This window comes from Actinokineospora sp. NPDC051303, assembly GCF_055586285.1.
Genome location: NZ_JBVJIN010000001.1, coordinates 147,128 through 167,504, shown reverse-complemented (window position 1 = coordinate 167,504; position 20,377 = coordinate 147,128). Strand labels below are relative to the sequence as shown.

Below are 20,377 nucleotides of genomic sequence, written 5' to 3'. Positions count from 1 at the left end.
ATCCTCGCGACCGACGCGCCGCCCGCCACCACCGCGCCCGCAGACATCCCGCCCGCCACCACGCCAGTCGCCGACGCGCCGCGAGCCGTTGTCCTGCTTGCCGACGCTCGGCCCGCCACACCGCCCAGGGCAGGCACGCGTGCGCCCGCCGCCGTTCTGGCCACGGAGACCAGTGGCGGCGTGGCCGCCCGACCGAGCGGCCTGTTCCGCGCGGTGTCCCCCAACGGCTTGCCCACCCGCACCAGGCTCGCCTGCCTGCTCGCCGACCCCCCACCGGCCGCCTCCGGCACGGCGGCGGACGTCCGGCGAAAGCCCAGACCGTCTGCGAGGCGTTGGATCGCGACCCGCCACCACGGGGCGCGCACCGGCAGGTCGCGCACGCTCGGGCCCGCGACCACCGGTCCGCGGCGGAACGCGGGCGCCAGCGAGCGGGCCGCGGCGATCAGGCCGCGGCGCCTACTTGGCCTTCTCGGGTTTGAAGCCACTGTGGCACACCTCCAGTTCCTCGACGGCCAGGTCGCGCGACGAGGCGGCCAGCCGAGGCCCGCTCCACTTCACCGGGAAGGCGTCCGCGAAGTTCCACTTGCGGACCTCCTTGCCCTTGGCGTCGAGCAGCGACACCGAGCCGTGCCGCCGCTCCACCTTGTCGTCCGCGGCGGCGAGGCCGTCGCCGGAGCAGCGGGCGAACCAGGCGAACAGGCTGTCGGTGTCGGTGATCCCGCGCTTGAGGACGAGGTTGGGCCACTTCATCCGGCCGGGCAGCTTGTGCGTGTGCTGGTTCTGCCCGCCCTCGGCCAGTTCCTCGACGTCGATCTGCACCGAGAGCCCGGAGATCTCGGTGAACGCGCCGATCTCGACCCCGTCGATGATCAGCTTGAACCGCCCGGCGAACGGCGGGTCGACGGTGCGCGCGGGCCTGCTCGGACTAGTCGTCACCGTCGATCCCCCGCATGAACCGCTCGTTCAACATCCCGACCTCCTCCAGCAGCCTGACCCGGTCGCCGTGTTCGAGGTCGAGCAGGTCGTCCATCCCCCAGTGCAGGTGGTAGGCCAGGTACGCGATCTCCCGCCACAGCGCGTCGGCGGCGTACCGGCCTAGTCCACCCCGACGACCTCCCGCGGAAAAGGGGTGCCCGGCTCCACGGTGTCCAGCAGGCCAGGGTCGCCGAAGTTGATGATCCGGTACAGGTCTTGCAGGTACTGGTAATCGCCAGCGAACAGGCCCTCGACGACCTTGGTCGTCACCCGGCCGACCGTGCCGAGTTCGGTGATCACCCGGGCGAGGACGATCACCGTCGCGTACGCCTCGTTGTCCTTCACCCGCGCGTCGCGCAGGGGTTCGATCTCGTCACGCGCGCACGCCAGGCGCATCACGCCTTCGCGGTGCAGCGTGCCCTCGTCGTCCACATACCCCTTGGGCAGCGTGAACGGATATTCAGTGCTAAGACTCATGCCCGGACAAGTCCCTCATGCGTGATGACGACCTTCTCGGTCGCGACGTCGTTGGCGCCAGCGTCGAAGTCGGCTCCGCTCCACTTGGAGGGCCAGCCGTTGGTGAAGTTCCACCGGCCGACCTCTTCCATCTTCGAGTTCTTGGCGACGATGGAGCCGTGCCTGCGCGCCTTGTCGATATCGCCGTCGATCACCTCTTTGCGCCACTCCCACAGCTTCTGGGTGTTATCGATGCGGCGCTCCAGCGTGATGTCCGACCACTTCATGTTGCCGGGCTGCTTGCGGATGATCGTGCGGCCCTCCTTGTTCACCTCCTTGAACTCGATGACCTCGGTCTCGGACTCGATGCCCGAGACCTTGCGGAAGCTGCCGATCTCCACGCTGTCGATCTCCAGCACGAAGACGGCGGTGGTCGTCAAATCCGGCATGCGGCTCTCCTCACAGTCCCTTGGGTCTTACTCACTCCGCGGTCTCCGCGCCGCCCTGCCACTGGCTGATGCGGAAGATCACGAACTCGGCGGGCTTCACCGGGGCGAGTCCCACATCGACGATCAACTTGCCGTCGTCCACTGAGGACGCCGGGTTGTTCGACTCGTTGCACGCCACGAAGAACGCCTGCTCTGGGGTGTTGCCGACAAGCGCGCCCTGCATCCACAACTGGTGCAGGAACGCGCCGACGGTGCGGCGCACCCGGGCCCACAGGTCGGAGTTGTTCGGCTCGAACACCACCCACTGGGTGCCGCGCCGGATGCTCTCCTCGATGAAGATGAACAGCCGCCGGACGTTGATGTAGCGCCAGCTCTGGTCGGAGGCGGCCAGGGTCCGCGCGCCCCAGATCCGCAAACCGTTGGCGCCGAAGGAGCGGATGCAGTTGACCTGGGCCGGGTTGAGCAGGTCCTGCTCGCCGGTGGTGACGTCGGCGGCCAGCCGGACGATGCCCCGGCACACCTCGTTGGCCGGGGCCTTCCACACGCCGCGCGCGGCGTCGGTGCGCGCCCACACGCCCGCGACGTGGCCACTGGGCGGGACGGTGACGAACTTGTCCGCCGCGGTCGCGCCGGGGCGGGCGAGCGGGTTGGCCACGACCAGGTGCGGGTAGTAGGCCGCGCCGAACGCGCTGTCGCGGGCGAGGTCGTTGCGCCAGTCCAGCGCACCCTGGGCGCCCAGTCCGGGCGGGGCGTCCAAAATGGCCATCTTCGTCCGGCTGCGCTCGCACCAGTCGACCAGGCGGCCCTGCGCGGCGAGGTAGAGATCGCGGTCGAACGAGCCGTCCGCGTTGGTCGCGACGGTGATCAGGTCGGGGATCGCCACCATGGAGACGTCCTCGGCGATCGCGAGACCCTGGTAACCGGTGCGCTCGGTCTCGGAGCCCTCCAGGTCGGCGGGCACGACCGCGCCGGACACGGCGGGCACCGGCTCGATGGCGTAGCGGCCCGGCGCTGGCGTCCGCCCGGCCAGCGACACCCCGGGGGTGTTGCGGACCTCGACGCGGATCAGCTTCGAGCGCTCGTTGACGACCCGCTCGACGCCGCGCTGCCCGCGGCCGACGCTGACGCCGGGGTAGTCCTCGACGACCTTGCCGTCGACGATCACCCGCAGGGCGAACTCCTGGCTGGGCTCCTGGCCCTCCTCGGTGGCGCCCGGGTCGATCTGCACCTCGCAGGAGACGCCTTCGAGCGCCTCGACGGTCAGCGCCTCCAACTCGGCGTTGCCCGCGGCCGCTAGCACCCGCCGCGCCGTGGTCGCGCCGTCGGGGCGCGGGATGCGCACGACGTAGCAGACGCCGCCGCCGTTCTCGAAGAACCCGCGCACCGCGAACGGCAGCAGGATGCCGGGCGCGAACCCGCCGAAGACCCGCTCGTACTGCGGCCAGCTGGTGATCAGCTGGGGCCGGGTGCCGGTCGGGTCGACCGGGTCCCCCTCGTCCGGGTTGTAGGTCGCGGTGAAGCCGATGAACGCCGCGACCGCGGTGCTCACCCCCTGCAACGGCATGGAGCCGCTGGGCTGTTCCTCGACGTATACCCCGGGCGCGCCGTAGGTCGCCGCCATTCACCGCTCCTTCGCCTTGGCCGCGTGCCACGGCCGCTGATCGCCAGACCTTCGCCATGGTGATCGCACCAACGACCCGCGCCGCTACGGGCGCGGACAAGATGTGCGGTCAACCATCCCCCGGGCTTGGATGGGCGTAATAGTGCCCACTCTGGACCGTCCCCACAACGGTCTCTTTCCCCGGCCGGAAGCGGCGCACCCCCCTTCCCCCATTCGGCCTAGCGTTTTGCACGGACCTCCCCCACGGTTCGCACGTTCGGGTACCGCCCTGTCTCCCGCCCCTCGCCGAACGCCCCCGGCCCGCACCATGGACGACCTGGTCCCCGACACGGGAGGACGCCATGGCCCTGGACGCCTACGGAGTGCTGGTCGGCACCCTGACCCAGTGGGCCAGGGACACCCCCGACGAGCAGGGCCGGTGGTACCACGTGACGCTGCGGGTCACCGCCCCCGCGCAAGGCGCCGACCGGTCGTTCCGCTGCGCGGTGGATGTCGACAGCCACCAAACCGACACCGGTGTGCGGTGGAAAGTTCTCCGTTTCACCCCAACCGCACTCGGCCCGCCCGCGAACCTGGCGCCGGGCTACCACCCCCTCGTGTCGACCAGCGCTTCGGGCGCGCTGGACCACATCCGCCACCCCGCCATCCGCGACACCACCGGCTGCCTGCTCGCCCCGCTGCGCCGCTGGCTCGGCCGCCCCTGGACCACCGGTTCGCACCTCCAAGCGTCCACCGCCCTGGAATCAATCCTCACCGCAGGCGCCCCGGCGCATATATTCGGCGAACCATTCACCACCGGCTTCGGAATGCACAACATCCACCAAAACCAAGGCGACCCAGCAGGCTCCCAATGGTGGCCAGAAAACGCCATCTGGCAAGACGGCGGCGTCCTCGTGACCCGCCCAGACGGCTCCCTGGACGCTTTCGTCTCGAAATTCTCCTCCCAATCCGACAACACCGGCCACGACGGCCACGACGGCCACCCGATCTGACCCCGAGTCGGCAAGCGATTGAGAGACTTCATAGAGCCCGCGTCACATGAACGCGGGCCAAGTCGGCTCATCCGCTCGCATGCCGCGAGTTCACGACGAAGTGTCGGCCCTGTGCCTGGCGTCAACGGGGCAGGTGGGACTCTTGCGATCCCGTCCGTTCGAGAGGGCGTCGCAATGAAGAGGCTCGACCGCGATCGCACCCCGGTGCGGTTCACTATCCTGACCTCGGTCGCCGGTGGTCTGACGCTGGCCGGAGTCCTTGCGGTGATCCGCAGCGGCGTGCTGGTCACGCAGTTGCCCGCATGGACGGTCGTGGTCGTAGGCATGCTGGTCGCGACGCCTTTGCTGGCGCGGCGGACGCCGTGGACCAGACGCACACGGCAAGCATTTCTGGTGACGTCGGCTTTCAGCCAGAAGTACTGGGTCGCCAGGTTTGTGCAACACATGCACGTCGTCTTGGACCGCGGCGGCATCGACCTGGTGTTGAAGGTGCCCGCCCGGGACTACGACGCCGCGGCGCAGGCACACCATCTGCGCAGGATTCTGACCGCGCGCCGCGGCTACATCGGCGGGATCATCGTCGCGACGGAGGTGCACCGCCTGCGGACGGACCTGACCGAGTTCTGCACGGAGTTGGCCCTGCCCGTGGTCTTCACCGACATCGAGCCGTTCGACGACGAGAACCACTACCCCGACAACGCCGCCTTTGTCGGATACCTCAGCTCCGATGTCGGAACGCTCGCGGGTCGCTGGCTGGTGGCACACCTGCGACAGCACGACCAGCGGCGGCCGCACGTGCTGATCATAGCCAGCCAGGAGCACAAAACCCGGCAAAGCCTCTGCGCGGAGGTCCTACGGGCGGAGTTGACCGGCGTTTCGATCATCGTCAACGACAGTTGCGCCTTCGATCGCTCACGCGCCTATGACGCCGTGCAATCCCACACGCGCCTACTCGCCTCGCGAAACGGTCGCCTGGACGCCGTGTTCTGCACCAACGACGAGATGGCGCTGGGTGCGGTCGACGCACTACGGGCGACGACTTCCCCAGGCACGGCGGACGCCGTGGTCATCGGCGTGGACGGCACCGCCGAGGCCCGAACCTTGATCGACACCGGCGCCAGCCCCCTACGAGCCACCGTGGTCCAAGACCCTCACCGCCTTGCCGAGAGCGTCGTCCATGTCCTGGAAAAGATGCACAACCATCGCAATACGACCAGACGCACCATCCTCGCCCCGGAGGTCTACCAGACAAAGTGAGCGCCACCGTGTCGCGCGTTCCGTCCGAGAGCTGCACATCGAAGTCATGCGCGCGACCGTTTCGCCTTCCCGAGGGAGAGGCGCAAAGATCACCGGGAAATGCTGGCCCTCACTGCGCGGATCACGTCTGTCTCAGTCCATGGGTTCACCCGTTGGCGCAAATCGGTTGCCGGGTGGTGGGGGTTGCTGCTGTGCTGGTGGGCGGTCAGCCGATGTCGAGTGAGTAGGAGAAGCAGATGCGTCGAGCTTTTGTGTCCATTCAGGAAGGAACACACACCCATCCACAGGACATGAGGCTTGATGCGTACGGTGAACTTGGGGATTGTGGCGCATGTCGACGCCGGTAAGACGAGTTTGACCGAGCGGCTGTTGTTCGCCGCCGGGGTCATTGACGCGTTGGGGAGCGTCGATGAGGGCAGCACGCGGACGGACACGCTGGCGTTGGAGCGGCGGCGGGGGATCACGATCAAGTCGGCGGTGGTGTCGTTTGTGGTGGGCGGGGTCACGGTCAATTTGATCGACACGCCGGGGCATCCGGATTTCATCGCCGAGGTGGAGCGGGTGCTCACGGTGCTCGACGGGGCCGTCTTGGTCGTGTCCGCTGTGGAGGGTGTGCAGGCGCAGACCCGGGTGCTGATGCGGACTTTGCGGCGGCTGCGCATTCCTACGCTCGTCTTCGTGAACAAGATCGACCGGCGGGGAGCGCGGTGTGACGCCGCCGAGGCGTTGGGGGCCATTGTCCCGATGGGCTCAGTGGCGGGGCTGGGCACGCGCGGCGCGCGGTATCTGCCGTTCGGGGCGGGGGAACTGGCGGCGGAGGTGCTCGCCGAGAACGATGACGCGTTCCTGGCCGCCTATGTCGACGGCGAGGTCTCCGCTCGCCGGGTGCGCGACGAACTCAGGGCGCAGGTCGGGCGGGCGGTGGCGTTCCCGGCGTTCTTCGGTTCCGCGATCACTGGCGCGGGGGTGGCCGAGTTGGTCTCCGGGGTCACGGAGTTGTTGCCCGCCAAGGAAAGCGACCCCGACGGGGCGGTCGGGGGCACGGTGTTCAAGGTCGAGCGGGGTCCGGCCGGGGAGAAAATCGCCTACGCCCGCCTGTTCTCGGGCACGGTGCGGACGCGGGATCGGCTGCGGGTCGGGGACACGGCGGCGAAGGTGACCGCGATCAGCGTGTTCGAGCGGGGCTCGGCCGTGCGGCGGGACTCGGTCGAGGCGGGGCGGATCGGGAAGCTCTGGGGGCTGGACGACGTCCGGGTCGGCGACCCGATCGGCGAGGCGGAAACGGCTCAGGGCAACGGCTTTTTCGCTCCGCCGACGCTGGAGACCGTGGTCGTCGCGCGCCGCGCGGCCGACCGGGGCGCGCTGCACGTCGCGCTCACCCAACTCGCCGAGCAGGACCCGCTGATCAACCTACGGTACGACAGGGCCCGGCGGGAGTTCTCCGTGTCCCTCTACGGCGAGGTGCAGAAGGAAGTCATCCAGGCGACCCTCGCCGACGACTTCGGCGTCGAGGTCGCCTTCCACGAGACGACCACCGTCCACATCGAACGGCTCGTCGGCTCCGGCGCGGCCGTGGAGCTGATCGGCAAGGAGCCCAACCCGTTCCTCGCGACGGTCGGGCTGCGCGTCGACCCGGCTCCGGCGGGCGCGGGCGTCGATTTCCGGCTGGGCGTCGAACTCGGGTCGATGCCGTTCGCGTTCTTCACCGCGGTGGAGGAGACCGTGCGGGAGACGCTGAACCAAGGGGTGCACGGGTGGCAGATCCCCGACTGCGTGGTCACGATGACGCATTCCGGTTACGCCGCAAGGCAAAGCCATTCCGGCGCGACCTTCGACAAGAGCATGTCCAGCACCGCGGGGGACTTCCGCGGCCTCACACCGCTGGTCCTGATGAGCGCGCTGCGGCAGGCGGGGACCGTGGTGCACGAGCCACTGCACCGCTTCCACCTCGACATCCCCGCCGACACGCTCGGCGCGGTCCTGCCCGTGGTCGCCCGGCTGCGCGGCGTCCCCCGCGACCAGTCGCCGCGCGGGTCGTCGTGCCTGGTCGAGGGAGTGCTCCCCGCGGCCCGGGTGCACGAGTTCGAGTCGCTGCTGCCCGGGTTGACCCGCGGCGAGGCCGTCCTGGAGTGCGCCTTCGACCACTACCGGCCGGTTCAGGGACCGGTCCCCACTCGGGCGCGGTCGGACAACAATCCGCTCGACCGCAAGGAATACCTGATGCGCACACTTCGCCGCGTCTAGCGTTGAAGCAGGAGGTAGCACCGCCTGCTGGGGTGCTCCACGGGGTGAGGATCGCGGTCGAGGCGGGCGACCACGCGGAGGCCCGCCTCGGCCAGCGACCGCGTTTCCTCGGTGGGGTCGAGGAAACGGAAGGTCAGGTCGACCTGGTGGCCCCACCAGACGTCGAGGGTTCTGGCTCCGCCCGGAGGAACGTCGGCGTCGCTGACGTGGAAGGCGAGCAGGGCGTGGCCGCCGGGGCGCAGGACCCGGGCGAACTCGCGGTAGGCCGCAGCGCGGGACGCGGGATCGAGGTGGATCACCGCGTACAGGCAGACGACCGCGGCCAACGCTCCTGAGTGGACCGGCAGGGCGGTCATGTCCGCCGCGCCCACCGGGACCGCGGTGTTCCGGCGGGCGACCGCGCACATCGCGGGTGAGAGGTCCAGCCCGACGACGCGGGCGCCGTGGTCGGCGAGGTGCGCGGCGACGTGGGCGGGGCCGCAGCCCACGTCGGCCACCGTCCCGTCCTCGGCGAGTTCGGCGACGGCGGCCAGCAGCGCCCGGTCGAGCGGCTTGGTCCGCAGTTCGTCGCCGAGTTCCGTCGCGTAGCGGTCGGCCACCAGGTCGTAGCTTCTCCGGGTGCCGTCGGCCATGCGGTCAATCTAAGGGCGACCAGGAGGTCGGGTCAGGAAAAGATCGGGGGCCGACCGGGTGACCCACGGCAGGATGGGCCACCCGGTCGGGGGCTCGGGGGAAATCGAGCGGGGAGCGCGGGCGCGGAAGTCAGCGGTCGGGGGCGGGCCGAGGTCGCGGGTGTCGACCAGGGTCTCCGCGATGCCCGTGGCGGTGGGGGCGGAGGTGCGGACAGGCACGGACGGCGGGGGGTGCGTCCAGGCCAGAGCGACCACGAGGGGCCGCGGGTTCCGGCAGGTCCGCTCCAGAGAACCCGGCCGTCCACAGGCGTTCGGGGCGCCTGGTCGGCGGGCGGGTTCAGTCACGGGAGCGCGGGTGGCGAGGCGGGCCGCTCGTCCAGGCTGGCGCGGGTGGGGGATTCCCGCGCCGCGAGCACGAGGGGTCCGGGGAGCGCGGAGGTCACCAGGGGCTGGTGGAGAAAGGTCGTCGGTGGCGACCCCGGCTCACGCGGACCGGTCAGGCTGCCTGGGCCACTTCACCCAGCATGGACATTCCGGCCGCGGTGATCCGGACCCGGCGGGCGAAGGGGTCGGTGCGGGCCTCGACGGCGATGAGGCCGCCGGAGGTCAGCGAGTAGAGGGCCTGAGTCTCCCAAGGGGACACCACGCCCGCCTCGGAGCCGTCCGGACCGCGCCAGCGGTAACCGGCGGGGCCGCCCCACAGTCCGGTGTGGTACAGCAGCTGTCCGGCGGCGACGTGGCGGAGAGCTTGTCTTTCCTGTTCGGTCATGTCACACCTCACATCTCGGGTTGTGTCAAGACTGCGCTCCTGTGGCCTGGCGAACATCGGGAGAACTACCTATCCGGATACCGAAACCGGCTACGGACGGCTACGTAGTCCCGTCCGATACGGACCCATCCGGGCGGTCCGTGCGTCCATTGGAGACCAGGTGGTGACACAGCCACGCGGTGATGGCGTCGTCGACGGCCTTGGCCTGGGGCAGCTGCGGGGCAGGCTCGACGCCGGGCGGCTCGGCCAGCGGGTGGGCCAGGTCGGCGACCGTCGTGAGCCGCACGTCGTCGGGCCGCCGGTACTCGCCGCGCAGCGCGGCGGCCAGGTCGGCGGTGTCCGCGCGGAATGTCGGGTAGTCCTGCTCGCCGCTGACCAGCAGCAGCGGCGGCTGGACGGCGCCACCGGCGATGTCACCCGACCGGGCGACGAAGTCCAGGGCGTCGGCGGCAGCGGCGGCCTTGTCGGTCCACCGGTAGGGCTGCTCGGTGAGGCCCTCGATCAGCGCGACCAGGGACCGGGCCCGCACGGCGGCGTTGACCACCGCCGCCGCGGCGACCGGAATCCGGCGCTCGGCCAGGACCCGCAGCACCACCGACCCGCCGAGGGAGCCGCCGACCACGCCGATCGGCCCGCCGTCCACCGACAGCCGCTCGCGCAGGTCAGCCAGCACGGCGGGCAGCTCGTCGGCGGCCTGCCGGACGAAGGGGTCGGCGTAGGACAGCACCGCGTCCTCGATGGCGCGGGCGACCACCGCGTCCATGGATCCGTCGACCATTCGCGCCCCGCACAGCGGCATCCCCAGGTGCACCCGCCAGGCGGGCACCCCGGCCAGCGGCAGCGCGGCGGCGAACGCCGCGTCGGTGCGCGGGGCGTCGATCATGTGCCAGGTCACGACCAGCGGCGCGGGTCCCTCGACCGGGGCGCTCGGCGGCAGCGCGGTGAACGGCACGCCCGCCGCCACCGCGCTGATGGTCCCGGTGTGCTGCTTCCCCATGGCATCGCTCCTTCCCCCAAGTGGCCGTCTCGTCGCCACGGGGCCACTGTAGACAACAGCGGGCCGAATCAAGATCCAATTTTTCGACGGCGGGACTACTGGGCAAGGAAGCGGAGTGGCATGAGGCGCGGGCGCATCGGGTGCGTGGCGGCGGTGATCGTGGCGGCGAGCGCGTGCACGTCCCCTGTCCCTGGTACCCCGGTTTCCGCGCCGTCCCCGAGCGCGCCCGGTCCAGACCTCGCGGCCTGCGCCGACGGCGACTGCGAGGTCACCGTGACCGCCGCCGCCGTGATCGCGTTCGAGCCGCGCCTGCGGGTCGGCGAGCTGACCGTGCGCTCGATCGACCGGAACGTGGTCACCCTGCGGATCCCGATGATCGGCGGCGCGGGCTTCGGCTGCGTCGGCCCCGACTGCTCCTCGACGCTCACCGGCGCGGCCGAGGACGGGCGGACCACCGGCCAGGCCAGCACCCGCCCCGGCGGCCGGGTCACCGCGAACGGGGTGGCCGTCGAGGTGCTGTCGGTGGCGGACGGGGCGGCCGTCCTGCGGATCAGCCCCACTGCCTGACGCTCACCCCGGCGGGTCGGTCAGGTCGGCCAGCACCTCGCGAAAGCGGGCCAGCACGGGCGAGGTGTCGTCGCGGCGGTGGATCAGCGCGAGGTCGTGGGTGAGCGGGTCAGGGCGGGCGAGATCGAGGTAGGCGACGCCGACGCGGGGGACGGCGCGCGCCGACGCGGGCAGCAGTGCCACGCCGATGCCGCCCGCGACCAGCGCGGCGATCGTCTGGAGCGCGACGGCCTCCTGCGCGACCTTCGGGGTGAACCCGGCCGCCTGGCACGCGGCCAGGACACGGCCGTGCAGTCCGGGGCCCAGGTCGCGGGGAAAGAGCACGAACGGCTCGTCGGCCAACTCGGCCAGCCCGATCGCGGTCCGGCCCGCCAGCGGATGCGCCGCCGGGACCGCCGCCACGTACGGCTCGCGGAAGACGACCTCGACCGTGAGCAGGCCGTCGTCGTCGTGGATGGGCGGGCAGCCCAATCCGGCGTCGACGGTGTCGGCGAGCAGTGACCGCACCTGCGCCGCCGTCGGCGCCTCGGTGAGGTCGAGCCGCACGTCGGGGTGCCGGGCGCGGAACGCGGCGAGCAGGCGGGGCAGCAGGTCGAAGGCAGCCGACCCGACGAACCCGAGCCGCAGCCGACCGGCCAGCCCGGCGACGGCGCGGCGGCCGGTGTCGGTGGCCCGGTCGGCGCGGGCCAGCACCGCCCGCGCCTCGTCGAGGAACACCGCGCCCGCCGCGGTGAGCCGCGCGCCCCGGCTGGTGCGGACGAACAGCGGGCCGCCCAGCTCCCGCTCCAGCCTGCGGATGGCCGCGCTCAGCGGCGGCTGCGCCATGCGCAGGCGGGCCGCGGCCCGCCCGAACCCGCCCTCTTCGGCGACGGCGACGAACTGCCCCAGCAGCCGGAGATCGATCGCGGCCATACGCCGAGAGTATCGCCGGGGCCGCGGACCGGTATTGGACACCGCACTGGATCTCCCCGATCGTGGAGGCATGCGCGTCACCCTCGCCCTGATAGTCACCACGCTGCTGGCCGCGCTCGCCCCGCCCGCCGACACCGAGCCGCGGCGGCGCGCCCTGGTCGCGCGGACCGTCGACGGCTTCCGTATCGCCGTGCGGGAAATCGTGGCCGGGCGGCGCGCCGAGCGGGTCCCGGTGCTGCTGCTGCACGGGGCGCGGGTGCCGAGCGCGGCCTCGTTCGACCTGCCGGTGCCGCACGGCTCGCTGGCCGAGGACCTGGCCCGCGCCGGGCACCCGGTGTACCTGGTCGACGCGCGCGGATACGGGCTCTCCCAGCGCCCCGAGGCGATGGAGCGCCCGCCGGAGCGGTCGGCGCCGCTGGTCCGAGGGGCCGAGGTGGTCCGCGACCTCGACGCGGCGGTCGACCTGGCGCGGCGGCGGACCGGGGCAGGCCGGGTGGCGCTGTTCGGCTGGGCCACCGGCGGGCAGTGGGCGGGCCTGTACGCGTCGCTGCACCCGGACAAGGTCGGCGAGCTCGTCCTCTTCAACAGCCTCTACGGCGGCAGCGCCGAGCACCCCGGCATCGGGCACGGCTCACCGTTCGAGGACCCCGACCACCCCGGCCGGTTCCACTTCGCGGCCTTCGGCGGCTACCGGCACAACACCGCCGCCTCGCTGCTGCCGTCCTGGGACGCGGGCATCCCGGACGCGGACAAGTCCCGCTGGCGCGACCCCGAGATCGTCGCCGCCTACCAGCGGGAAGCGCTCGCCAGCGACCCGCGGTCGGCCGAGCTGGACCCGCCCGCGTTCCGCGCGCCGTCCGGCGCGCTGGAGGACAGCTTCTACCTGGCCACCGGCCGCAGACTGTGGGACGGCTCCGCGATCGGCGCGCGGGTGCTGATCCTGCGCTCGGAGCGGGACTTCTGGAGCCGTCCGGAGGATGTGGCGGACCTGCGGCGCGACCTGGTGCACGCGGCCGAGGTCCGCGCGGTGACCCTGGCCGGGGCCACCCACTACGCCCACCTCGACCGCCCCGAGCACGGCCGGGACCGGCTGCTGGCCGAACTGCGCGCCTTCCTGGCCGGGTGAGCCGCTTCCCGGCTCCGGGCCATGCCCGACCGCGGGCCGCCCCCAACTTGAGGACGCGGTCAGCGGGGGCCGATGGCGTCGACCACGACCCGGGTGATGTCGCGGACGACGCGCTCGTCGCCGGGGGTGTCCGGGTCGGTGCGGGTGGTGTAGACGGAGATGATCAGGGGACGGGCGTCCGGCGGCCACACGATGGCGACGTCGTGGACGCCCCCGTAGGCCGGGGTGCCGGTCTTGTCGCCGACCTTCCAGTCGGCGGGCACCCCGGCGCGGATGCGACCGCCGCCGGTCGTGTTCGCCAGGAGCCAGCCGGTGAGCCGCTCGCGGTCCGGGCGGACGAGGCCGTGGCCGACGGTGAGCGCGTGCAGGTTCCTGGTCATCGCCGCGGGTGTCGTGGTGTCGCGCGGATCGCCGGGGATGGCCGAGTTCAGGTCGGTCTCCCACCGGTCGAGGCGGGTGCGGAAGTCGCCGAGCGTGCGGGCGAACGCGGTGATCGCGCCCGGCCCGCCGAGTTCGCGCAGCAGCAGGTTGCCCGCGGTGTTGTCGCTGTAGGTGATGGTCGCCTCGCAGAGTGCGGCGACCGTCATCCCGGTGTCCACGTGCTTCCCGGTGATCGGCGAGTTGGGCACCAGGTCGGCGCGGGTGTAGTGGACGACCTGGTCGAGCAGGCCGGGCTCGTCGCGGCGGGCCTTGCGCAGGATCGCGGCGGCGGCGAGCACCTTGAACGTCGAGGCGATCGCGAACCTCTCCCCCGCCCGGTAGGCGATGGCGCGGCCGTCGCCGGTGTTGAACGCCGACACCCCGATCCGGCCCGGATAGTCGGTTTCGAGTTCGCGCAGCCGGTGCCGCTTGTCCGAGCGGGCGGCCGGGCCCGCGTCCGCGCTCCCGGCGTGGGCCAGCCCGAACAGCGTCGGCACGGCCAGCATGGACGCGAGAACGGCGCGCCGTGAAAGATCGATCCCCATTGGCCCGAGCATACGGACTGGCGCCCGCGCCCGCCCGCGGCCCCAATGGCGCGGCGGACCGTCAGCGGGCGGGTTCCGCTCTGGCGTAAGGGAAAGGCAGGTCGGATTCGGTGACCACGGTGAAGCGGGCGGCCGGATGGTCTTGCACCGCTTGGAAAGCGGCTTCGGTCAGCAGGGTCTCGCCGGACTCCGCGGTGTCCTCGCCGAGTTTGGACGCCTTGTTCATCTCGTCGCCCATGGCGAGGTTGGGGCCGATGGCGAACACGTCGCCGTAGCCGATGCCGATGCCGCACTGGGGAATCTGGTCGTCGGTGTTCGCCTCGGCGAGGTGGGTGTGCAGGGCGAAGGCGGCGTCGAGGGCCTGGGTCGGGGAATCGAACAGGACGGTCAGGTTGTCGGCGAAGGCATGGGTGAGTTCGGCGCCGAAGTCGGCCAAGACGGGGGCGCACACCTGCTGGAAGCGCAGGATTCGGCGCAGGGCGGCCACTTCGCCCAGGCGCAGGCTGGTCGAGGTCAGGCCGATGGAGTCGATTTCCAGGACCGCCTTGCGGTGGATGTGGCGGGCGCGGAAGTCCGCCTCGGACAGCGAACCCCGTTCGACGTCGAGCAGATCGCGGTAAACCGTCGCGGGCCACAGGCCCAGCGCGGCCAGTTTTGTCAGGTCTGTCAACAACTCCGGTGTCCTCGTCATCCCCGTCCCCGATCGGCCGTGTAGATCATCCGGCATCGCCGGGTCAGGGGCCGCGTGATCCCCGTTACACAGCCGAAACGGTCAGTTCGCCCAGACGACGACCTCGAACACCGACCGGCCCCCAGCGTCGATCTCCACGAACTCGATCAGCGCGACGCGGTCCTCGGTGGTGCGCACGCAGACCAATGTCCCCGGGGTGTAAGTGAAGACCGGCAACCCCTTGAGCACGCCTGTCACGTGCCGCGCGCAGTCCAGTCCGGTCGGCCGAGTCGGGTTCACCCACCACGCCAGCGCGGAGTCCGCGGCCGCGTCGATCTGGCTCGGCAGGGTGATCAGCACGTCGTTGCCCCGAGCGCTCGGCGCGGGCGGCTCGCGGTCGAGGTCGATTCCCCGCTCGACCCGCACGGTCGCCTGCTGCCACACCCGCGGCTCTTCCCGCGGCGCCTCCTCCTGAGGCGGTTCGTCCGGCTGCTCGTCCGGCGGGGACTCGTCCCATGGCCACCGCGACCGCGGCTGCTCGCCGGTCGGCGTCGGCCCGGCGCCACCGGGCTGGTCGCGCCACGCCGACGCCAGCCACAGCGACACCACGACCGCGGCCACCAGCACCAGGACGGCTCCCACCGCGACCCACCGCCGCCACGGCGACGCGGCCGGGCACAGCGCCGGGACGAGCCGCTCGATCCGGCGGATCAGGTCCGCGATGTCGTCGTCCTGGCGGTGCGGGCGGATCTCGCACCACTGGCCGCTCAGCAGCGGGCGCAACTCCCCGGGCAGGTCGTCCGGGCGCGGCGGCGCCCGGTGCTCGGCGAGCACCGGCACCACCGGCACGCCCCGGGCGAGCGAGTCGGCGATCTCCCGGCGCACCCAGTCCCTCGGGTTGTCGAGCCTGCGCGCGCCCGTCTCGTCGCGCGCGGTCTCCCAGTCGCGGCCGATGACGGCCAGCACCACGTCGGCGCGGGCCAGCGCGGACAGGATCTCCGGCGAGTACCTGCGCCCGATGGGCAGCGACCGCGAGTCCACGAACACCTGCTCGTCGCCGAACCGGCGGGCGAGCTGGGCGTAGAGGGTCTGGGTGAGGTGGGCCTGATCCCGCTCGCGGTAATTGATGAACACCAGCGCCATGGACACCCGCCTCTCCCGCCCTGTGGATCACCCGAGGCGGGGTCGGCGTTACCGGTCGCCGGGCGGCAGCACCAGCAGCCGGAACAGCCGCTCCAGGTCGGCCTCGGGGTCGTCGGTCAGGCCGGTGTGGGTCGGCGAGGTCTGCACCAGGGTGCTGCGCGGCGCGGTCAGCCAGCGGAAGCGCTGGCCAGGCGAGATGCCGGTTACCGGGTCGCTTACCGCGCCGTCGCACGACCGGCACAGGTGGCGCAGGGCGTCGGCCAGGACATCGAGGTCCAGCGCCGGGTCGAGCGCGAGCAGCCGCTCCGGCGCCACATGGGTGCGGCAGCGCAGGTAGTCCAGCGGCGCGCAGTAGAGCAGCACGCCGACGTTGATCGCCTCACCCCGGTCCTGGCGCGGCACCGCGCGCAGCAGGGCGTACTCAAACACGTGCGGCACGAGTCGCCTCCAGTGCGTCGACCCAGTCCGCGGCGTTCGCCAGGCGGGCGTCGAAGAACGCGGTGTACGCGGCCCGCGCGTCGTCCGGGCCCGCGAACGCGCCGTCTTGGGCAAGCCACTCGTCGGGGACCAGCGCGAGCGTCCGGCGCAAGAGGTCGCCGGTAAGCAGCGGCCGCAGTGCGCGGTCCGCCTCGGTGACGGGACCGGCGACGGGCAGCATCACATGGTCGCCCGCGTCGTAGCGGTAGTCGGCCGCGGGCCGCCAGCCGGGGCCGAAGCGGTGGTGGAAGTACAGGGCGGCGCCGTGGTCGATCAGCCACACGTCCCGGTGCCACAGCAGCAGGTTCGGGTTGCGCCAGCTCCGGTCCACGTTGAGCACCAGCGCGTCCAGCCACAGCACCCGGGCCGCCAGGCCCGGACCGGGGTCGCGCACCAGCGGGTTGAAGTCGAACGAGCCGGGCAGGTAGTCGAACCCCAGGTTGCGGCCGCCGCTGGCGCGCAGCAGCTCCTGCACCTCTTCGTCCGGCTCGGCGCGGCCCAGCTCGGGGTCGAGGTCGGCGAGCACGATCTCGGGCACCCGGAAACCCAGCGCCCTGGCCAGCTCGCCGACGATCACCTCGGCGACGAGCGCCTTGACACCCTGGCCCGCGCCGCGGAACTTGAGGACGTACATGCCCAGGTCGTCGGCCTCGACCAGGCCCGGCAGCGAGCCGCCCTCCCGCAGCGGGGTGACGTAGCGGGTCGCGGCGACGGCACGCAGCCCGTTCTCGGTGGACACCCGAGCATCATGCCGTGGGCGGCGCGCCGAGTTCCGCGCGGGCGCGGCGCAGCAGGTCGCGTTCGGCCGCGTTGCCCGCGCGGGCGATGGCGGCGTCGTAGGCCAGGGCGGCGGCGTCGCGCCTGCCGACGCGGCGCAGCAGGTCGGCGCGGACGGCGTGGAACAGGTGGTAGGCGGCCAGGTCGAGGCCGTCGACCACGGCGAGCGCGGCGGCGGGCCCCTCGACCTCGGCCAGCGCGACCGCGCGGTTGAGGGCCACGACCGGGCTGGGGGCCAGGGCCATGAGGTGGTCGTAGAGCCGCAGGATCTGGCCCCAGTCGGTGGGCGGCGGGTCGCTGTGCACGGCGTTGATCGCGGCCTGGACCTGGTACGGGCCGGGGCGCCCGCGCCGCAGGCACCGCCGGACGATGCCCTGGCCCTCGGCGATCAGGGCGCGGTCCCACCGGCCGCGGTCCTGGTCGGCGAGCCGCACGAGTTCGCCCGCCGGGCCAGTGCGGGCCGGTGTGCGCGCCTCGATGAGCAGCATCAGCGCGAGCAGGCCCAGCACCTCCGGCTCGTCTGGCATGAGCTCGGCCAGCAGCCTGCCCAGGCGGATGGCCTCCGCGCGCAGGTCGTCGCGGACGAGCCGGTCGCCAGCGCTCGCGGTGTGGCCCTCGGTGAAGATCAGGTAGACCACGGCGAGGACGGCCCGGAGCCGGTCCGGCAGGTCCGCGTCGCGCGGCACCCGGTAGGGGATCTTGGCGGCGCGGATCTTGGCTTTGGCGCGGACGACGCGCTGCGCCATGGTCGGCTCGGGAACCAGGAAGGCGCGGGCGATCTCGGCGGTGGTCAGGCCGCCGAGCAGCCGCAGCGTCAGCGCGACCCGGGCGCCGGTGGCGAGGGCAGGGTGGCAGCAGGTGAAGATCAGCCGCAGTCGGTCGTCACGCACGGGTCCCTCCTCGGCGGGCTCGTCGCGGGCGTGCAGGAGGGCGGCTTGGGCGTGCCGGTCGGCGCGGGACGCCTCGCGGCGCAGGCGGTCGACGGCCCGGTTGCGGGCGGTGGTGATGATCCAGCCCGCCGGGCTCGGCGGCGGCCCGGTCTCCGGCCAGCGCAGCACGGCCTCGGCGAAGGCGTCCTGGACCGCGTCCTCGGCGATGTCGATGTCGCCGAAGACGCGGACCAGGACGGCGACCGCCCGGCCGTGCTCCTGGGCGAACACCCGCGCGATCTCGGGCGGCGCGCTCATCTCACCCGGCCCGCATGGGCCGCACCTCGATCGGGAGCGTGCTCGCGCGGGTGAGCCGGGCGGCCCAGTCCAGCGCGGCGTCCAGGTCGGCCGACTCGATGATCACAAACCCGCCGATGTGCTCCTTGCCCTCGGTGAACGGGCCGTCAGTGATGAGCACGTCGCCGTCGCGCACCCGGGCGACGGTGGCGGTGTCCGGCTCGTGCAGGCCGGAGTCGAACACCCACTCGCCCTTGGCCTTGAGGTCGTCCATCACGACCCGGGTGTCGGCCATGATCGGGTCGAGGACCTCGGGCGGCGGGGGCGGCCCGGCGGGCTCGTAGAAGCTGAGCAGGTAGCGCGGCATGGTATGTCCTCCTAGGGCAGACGGTACTTCCGCCCTCTACACGAACGGTCCGCGCCCGAATCGACAGCGACCGGGAAAAACCTCCGTTGTGACCGCGCCCACGTCCTGAACGCGGTTCAATTAGGCTTCCGCCATGGCTGGCAGAGTCCCCATGCCCGACACCCGCCCGCGCTCGCGCCTCGCGGCGGGGCTGCCCGCCATCACCGCCGAGCGCATCGTGGACGAGGCGTTGCGGCTGACCGAGGAACACGGCCTGGAGAACTGGACGCTGCGGCAGCTCGCCGCGGCCGTCGAGGCGTACCCGGCGGTGGTCTACCACCACGTCGGCGGCCGGGACGCGGTCGTCGCCGCCGTGCTGGACCGGGTGGCGGGCATGATCCCGCTCCCGCCCGCCGCCCTGCCCTGGCGCGACTGGTTCCGGGTGCTGCTCGCCGAGACGCGCGCCGTGCTGCGCCGGTACCCGGGCGCGGCCCGGCGCCTTGCCGCGCGCGGTCCCGGCGTCGAGCGGGCCGCGCCGGTCGCCGAGCGAGGCGTGACCCTGCTGCGGGAAGCGGGATTCGGCGGGGAAAGCGCGCTCGCCTACGCCACGCTGCTGGGCACGGCGTGCCAGTTCGTCGCCACCGAGGACGACCGCCGGGCCGAGGCCGCCCGCGTCGACCCACGCGGCCTGGTCTCGGCGGACCTCGCCCAGGGCTGCCCCGAGCCGGTTCCGGGCTGCTACGACTACGCCGTCGAGCGCATGCTGGACGGCATGGCCGCCCGGCTCGCCCGCCTCCGTTCAACCTGACCCGCGACGCCGGTCAAGCGACGAGTTTGGCGGGTCGCCCGCGAGGTACTCGGCCGCCATGGCGGACGCGGTGGGACAGGTGCGGATGACCGACGACGGGCCGATGCTGGTGGACGGGCCGGTCGTGGTGCGCGGCGCGGACGGGTCGACCGTGCGGTCCGACCGCTTCGTGACGGCGGTGTGCACGTGTCGGCGGAGCAAGATTTACCCGTTGTGCGACGCCAGCCACCGGACGCGAAAGCGCGTGACGGCGGACCGATCCGAACGCGACAGCGACGACAGCGACGACACAGCCGAAACATAGGCGAAACCCACGGTTTGGGCGGTCGCCGCTGAGGTATTCGCCGCTCATGCTGCTACTGAGAGCCCCTGGGGTGTACAGACCGCAGGGCGACACCCAGCTCCTGCGCACCGCGTTCGCGACCGCGGGAATCCCCCGTGGGGGAACGGTTTTGGACATCGGCACCGGAACCGGGGCGATGGCCATCGTCGCGGCGCGCGCGGGCGCGCGGCACGTGACCGCGGTCGACGTGTCGCGCCGGGCGGTGTGGACGGCCAGGGCGAACGCGCGCCTGCGCGGGCTCCCGATCCAGGTCAAGCACGGCGACGCGCTGGATGTGGTGGCAGGCAAGAGTTTCGACAGCTTCGACGTCGTGCTGTCGAATCCGCCCTATGTTCCGTGCGCGTCGCCGACGCCGCCCACCAGCGGCCCGGCCAGGGCGTGGGACGCGGGCCGCGACGGCCGGGCCTTCTTGGATCGCCTGTGCGCCAGGGCACCCGACCTGCTCAACCCCGGCGGCGTCATGTTGATCGTCCACTCGACACTGTGCGATGTGGACAAGACGGTGCGCGTGCTGCGCGGCGGCGGGCTCAAGGCCGCGGTGGTCGCCCGCGCCGACGAGCCGTTCGGGCCGGTCATGAACAGCCGGATCGACCTGCTGGAACGGGAAGGGCTGATCGCCCCGGGCCAGCGGCACGAAGAACTCGTGGTGGTCCGGGCCGACCGCCTCCTCACACCGGTGTGACCC

Annotated in this window: 23 protein-coding genes and 1 pseudogene; 8 read left to right on the top strand and 16 right to left on the bottom strand. The window is 72.2% G+C overall.

Going from position 1 to position 20,377, the window contains the following annotated elements; translation table 11 throughout:
- Nucleotides 1-456: 456 nt before the first annotated feature.
- The 5 genes and pseudogenes from ACZ6SD_RS00825 to ACZ6SD_RS00805 all read right to left on the bottom strand — a co-directional run bounded on the left by ACZ6SD_RS00825 (nt 457) and on the right by ACZ6SD_RS00805 (nt 3,501).
- Nucleotides 457-936 (bottom strand): phage tail protein, encoded by a 480-nt coding sequence (locus ACZ6SD_RS00825; RefSeq protein ID WP_465314788.1) that lies wholly within the window; start codon nt 934-936, stop codon nt 457-459.
- A pseudogene (locus ACZ6SD_RS00820) lies at nt 926-1,078 on the bottom strand (DUF6760 family protein); the annotation flags it as partial. The gene ACZ6SD_RS00825 and the pseudogene ACZ6SD_RS00820, both read right to left, overlap by 11 nt.
- Before the next feature lie 17 nt (nt 1,079-1,095).
- Nucleotides 1,096-1,452 carry a hypothetical protein gene (locus tag ACZ6SD_RS00815; RefSeq protein ID WP_465314787.1) on the bottom strand — a complete coding sequence of 119 codons (357 nt, stop codon included), beginning with the start codon at nt 1,450-1,452 and terminating at the stop codon, nt 1,096-1,098.
- Nucleotides 1,449-1,880, bottom strand: a complete 432-nt coding sequence (locus ACZ6SD_RS00810) for a phage tail protein (RefSeq protein WP_465314786.1) — start codon at nt 1,878-1,880, stop codon at nt 1,449-1,451. The genes ACZ6SD_RS00815 and ACZ6SD_RS00810 overlap by 4 nt, the downstream gene beginning before the upstream one ends.
- 31 nt (nt 1,881-1,911) lie before the next feature.
- Nucleotides 1,912-3,501 (bottom strand): phage tail sheath family protein, encoded by a 1,590-nt coding sequence (locus ACZ6SD_RS00805; protein ID WP_465314785.1) that lies wholly within the window; start codon nt 3,499-3,501, stop codon nt 1,912-1,914.
- Nucleotides 3,502-3,842: 341 nt separating this feature from the next.
- Here ACZ6SD_RS00805 and ACZ6SD_RS00800 point away from each other — a divergent pair, with 341 nt between their 5' ends.
- The 3 genes from ACZ6SD_RS00800 (at nt 3,843) to ACZ6SD_RS00790 (ending at nt 7,994) form a co-directional block, all read left to right on the top strand.
- Nucleotides 3,843-4,493 carry a DUF2278 family protein gene (locus ACZ6SD_RS00800; protein WP_465314784.1) on the top strand — a complete coding sequence of 217 codons (651 nt, stop codon included), beginning with the start codon at nt 3,843-3,845 and terminating at the stop codon, nt 4,491-4,493.
- 174 nt (nt 4,494-4,667) lie between these two features.
- The gene (locus ACZ6SD_RS00795) at nt 4,668-5,750 is read left to right on the top strand and encodes a sugar ABC transporter substrate-binding protein (RefSeq protein WP_465314783.1); all 1,083 of its coding nucleotides are present in this window, start codon (nt 4,668-4,670) and stop codon (nt 5,748-5,750) included.
- 300 nt (nt 5,751-6,050) lie between these two features.
- Nucleotides 6,051-7,994 carry a GTP-binding protein gene (locus ACZ6SD_RS00790; RefSeq protein WP_465314782.1) on the top strand — a complete coding sequence of 648 codons (1,944 nt, stop codon included), beginning with the start codon at nt 6,051-6,053 and terminating at the stop codon, nt 7,992-7,994.
- Here ACZ6SD_RS00790 and ACZ6SD_RS00785 read toward each other — a convergent pair.
- From ACZ6SD_RS00785 to ACZ6SD_RS00775, 3 genes are all read right to left on the bottom strand, one after another.
- On the bottom strand, nt 7,991-8,626 hold the full coding sequence (locus tag ACZ6SD_RS00785) for a class I SAM-dependent methyltransferase (RefSeq protein WP_465314781.1): 636 nt from the start codon (nt 8,624-8,626) through the stop codon (nt 7,991-7,993). The genes ACZ6SD_RS00790 and ACZ6SD_RS00785 overlap by 4 nt on opposite strands.
- Nucleotides 8,627-9,122: 496 nt before the next feature.
- Nucleotides 9,123-9,395, bottom strand: a complete 273-nt coding sequence (locus ACZ6SD_RS00780; protein ID WP_465314780.1) for a hypothetical protein — start codon at nt 9,393-9,395, stop codon at nt 9,123-9,125.
- Between the two features lie 100 nt (nt 9,396-9,495).
- Nucleotides 9,496-10,392 carry a prolyl oligopeptidase family serine peptidase gene (locus tag ACZ6SD_RS00775; protein WP_465314779.1) on the bottom strand — a complete coding sequence of 299 codons (897 nt, stop codon included), beginning with the start codon at nt 10,390-10,392 and terminating at the stop codon, nt 9,496-9,498.
- 120 nt (nt 10,393-10,512) lie between these two features.
- Between ACZ6SD_RS00775 and ACZ6SD_RS00770 the strand changes: the two genes are divergently transcribed.
- Nucleotides 10,513-10,959 (top strand): hypothetical protein, encoded by a 447-nt coding sequence (locus ACZ6SD_RS00770; protein ID WP_465314778.1) that lies wholly within the window; start codon nt 10,513-10,515, stop codon nt 10,957-10,959.
- Nucleotides 10,960-10,962: 3 nt separating this feature from the next.
- On the opposite strand, the gene ACZ6SD_RS00765 is transcribed toward ACZ6SD_RS00770, so the two are convergent.
- The gene (locus ACZ6SD_RS00765) at nt 10,963-11,871 is read right to left on the bottom strand and encodes a LysR family transcriptional regulator (protein WP_465314777.1); all 909 of its coding nucleotides are present in this window, start codon (nt 11,869-11,871) and stop codon (nt 10,963-10,965) included.
- 70 nt (nt 11,872-11,941) lie between these two features.
- Between ACZ6SD_RS00765 and ACZ6SD_RS00760 the strand changes: the two genes are divergently transcribed.
- Nucleotides 11,942-12,997: an alpha/beta hydrolase gene (locus tag ACZ6SD_RS00760; RefSeq protein ID WP_465314776.1), complete on the top strand. Its 1,056-nt coding sequence runs from the start codon at nt 11,942-11,944 to the stop codon at nt 12,995-12,997.
- Between the two features lie 59 nt (nt 12,998-13,056).
- Here ACZ6SD_RS00760 and bla read toward each other — a convergent pair whose 3' ends face one another.
- From bla to ACZ6SD_RS00725, 7 genes are all read right to left on the bottom strand, one after another.
- Entirely contained in the window at nt 13,057-13,962 is a 906-nt protein-coding gene (bla, locus tag ACZ6SD_RS00755) for a class A beta-lactamase (RefSeq protein ID WP_465314775.1), read from the bottom strand.
- Between the two features lie 61 nt (nt 13,963-14,023).
- The gene (locus ACZ6SD_RS00750; RefSeq protein WP_465314774.1) at nt 14,024-14,653 is read right to left on the bottom strand and encodes a nucleotidyl cyclase domain-containing protein; all 630 of its coding nucleotides are present in this window, start codon (nt 14,651-14,653) and stop codon (nt 14,024-14,026) included.
- Between the two features lie 81 nt (nt 14,654-14,734).
- Nucleotides 14,735-15,775 carry a TIR domain-containing protein gene (locus ACZ6SD_RS00745; protein ID WP_465314958.1) on the bottom strand — a complete coding sequence of 347 codons (1,041 nt, stop codon included), beginning with the start codon at nt 15,773-15,775 and terminating at the stop codon, nt 14,735-14,737.
- Nucleotides 15,776-15,823: 48 nt separating this feature from the next.
- Entirely contained in the window at nt 15,824-16,213 is a 390-nt protein-coding gene (locus ACZ6SD_RS00740) for a DUF3037 domain-containing protein (RefSeq protein WP_465314773.1), read from the bottom strand.
- Complete coding sequence (locus tag ACZ6SD_RS00735) at nt 16,197-16,991, bottom strand: HipA family kinase (protein WP_465314772.1); 795 nt, start codon at nt 16,989-16,991, stop codon at nt 16,197-16,199. Before ACZ6SD_RS00735 ends, ACZ6SD_RS00740 begins: the two co-directional genes overlap by 17 nt.
- Nucleotides 16,992-16,998: 7 nt before the next feature.
- A complete protein-coding gene (locus ACZ6SD_RS00730; RefSeq protein ID WP_465314771.1) occupies nt 16,999-18,216 on the bottom strand; it encodes an RNA polymerase sigma factor in 1,218 nt (405 codons plus the stop codon).
- Between the two features lies 1 nt (nt 18,217).
- Nucleotides 18,218-18,562, bottom strand: coding sequence for a YciI family protein (locus ACZ6SD_RS00725; protein WP_465314770.1), 345 nt, complete (start codon nt 18,560-18,562; stop codon nt 18,218-18,220).
- 133 nt (nt 18,563-18,695) lie between these two features.
- Here ACZ6SD_RS00725 and ACZ6SD_RS00720 point away from each other — a divergent pair, with 133 nt between their 5' ends.
- The 3 genes from ACZ6SD_RS00720 to ACZ6SD_RS00710 are packed head-to-tail and all read left to right on the top strand — an operon-like array spanning nt 18,696 to nt 20,374.
- Complete coding sequence (locus ACZ6SD_RS00720) at nt 18,696-19,349, top strand: TetR/AcrR family transcriptional regulator (protein ID WP_465314769.1); 654 nt, start codon at nt 18,696-18,698, stop codon at nt 19,347-19,349.
- Nucleotides 19,350-19,407: 58 nt separating this feature from the next.
- On the top strand, nt 19,408-19,653 hold the full coding sequence (locus ACZ6SD_RS00715) for a CDGSH iron-sulfur domain-containing protein (protein ID WP_465314768.1): 246 nt from the start codon (nt 19,408-19,410) through the stop codon (nt 19,651-19,653).
- Nucleotides 19,654-19,699: 46 nt separating this feature from the next.
- On the top strand, nt 19,700-20,374 hold the full coding sequence (locus ACZ6SD_RS00710) for a HemK2/MTQ2 family protein methyltransferase (protein WP_465314767.1): 675 nt from the start codon (nt 19,700-19,702) through the stop codon (nt 20,372-20,374).
- Nucleotides 20,375-20,377: the final 3 nt, after the last annotated feature.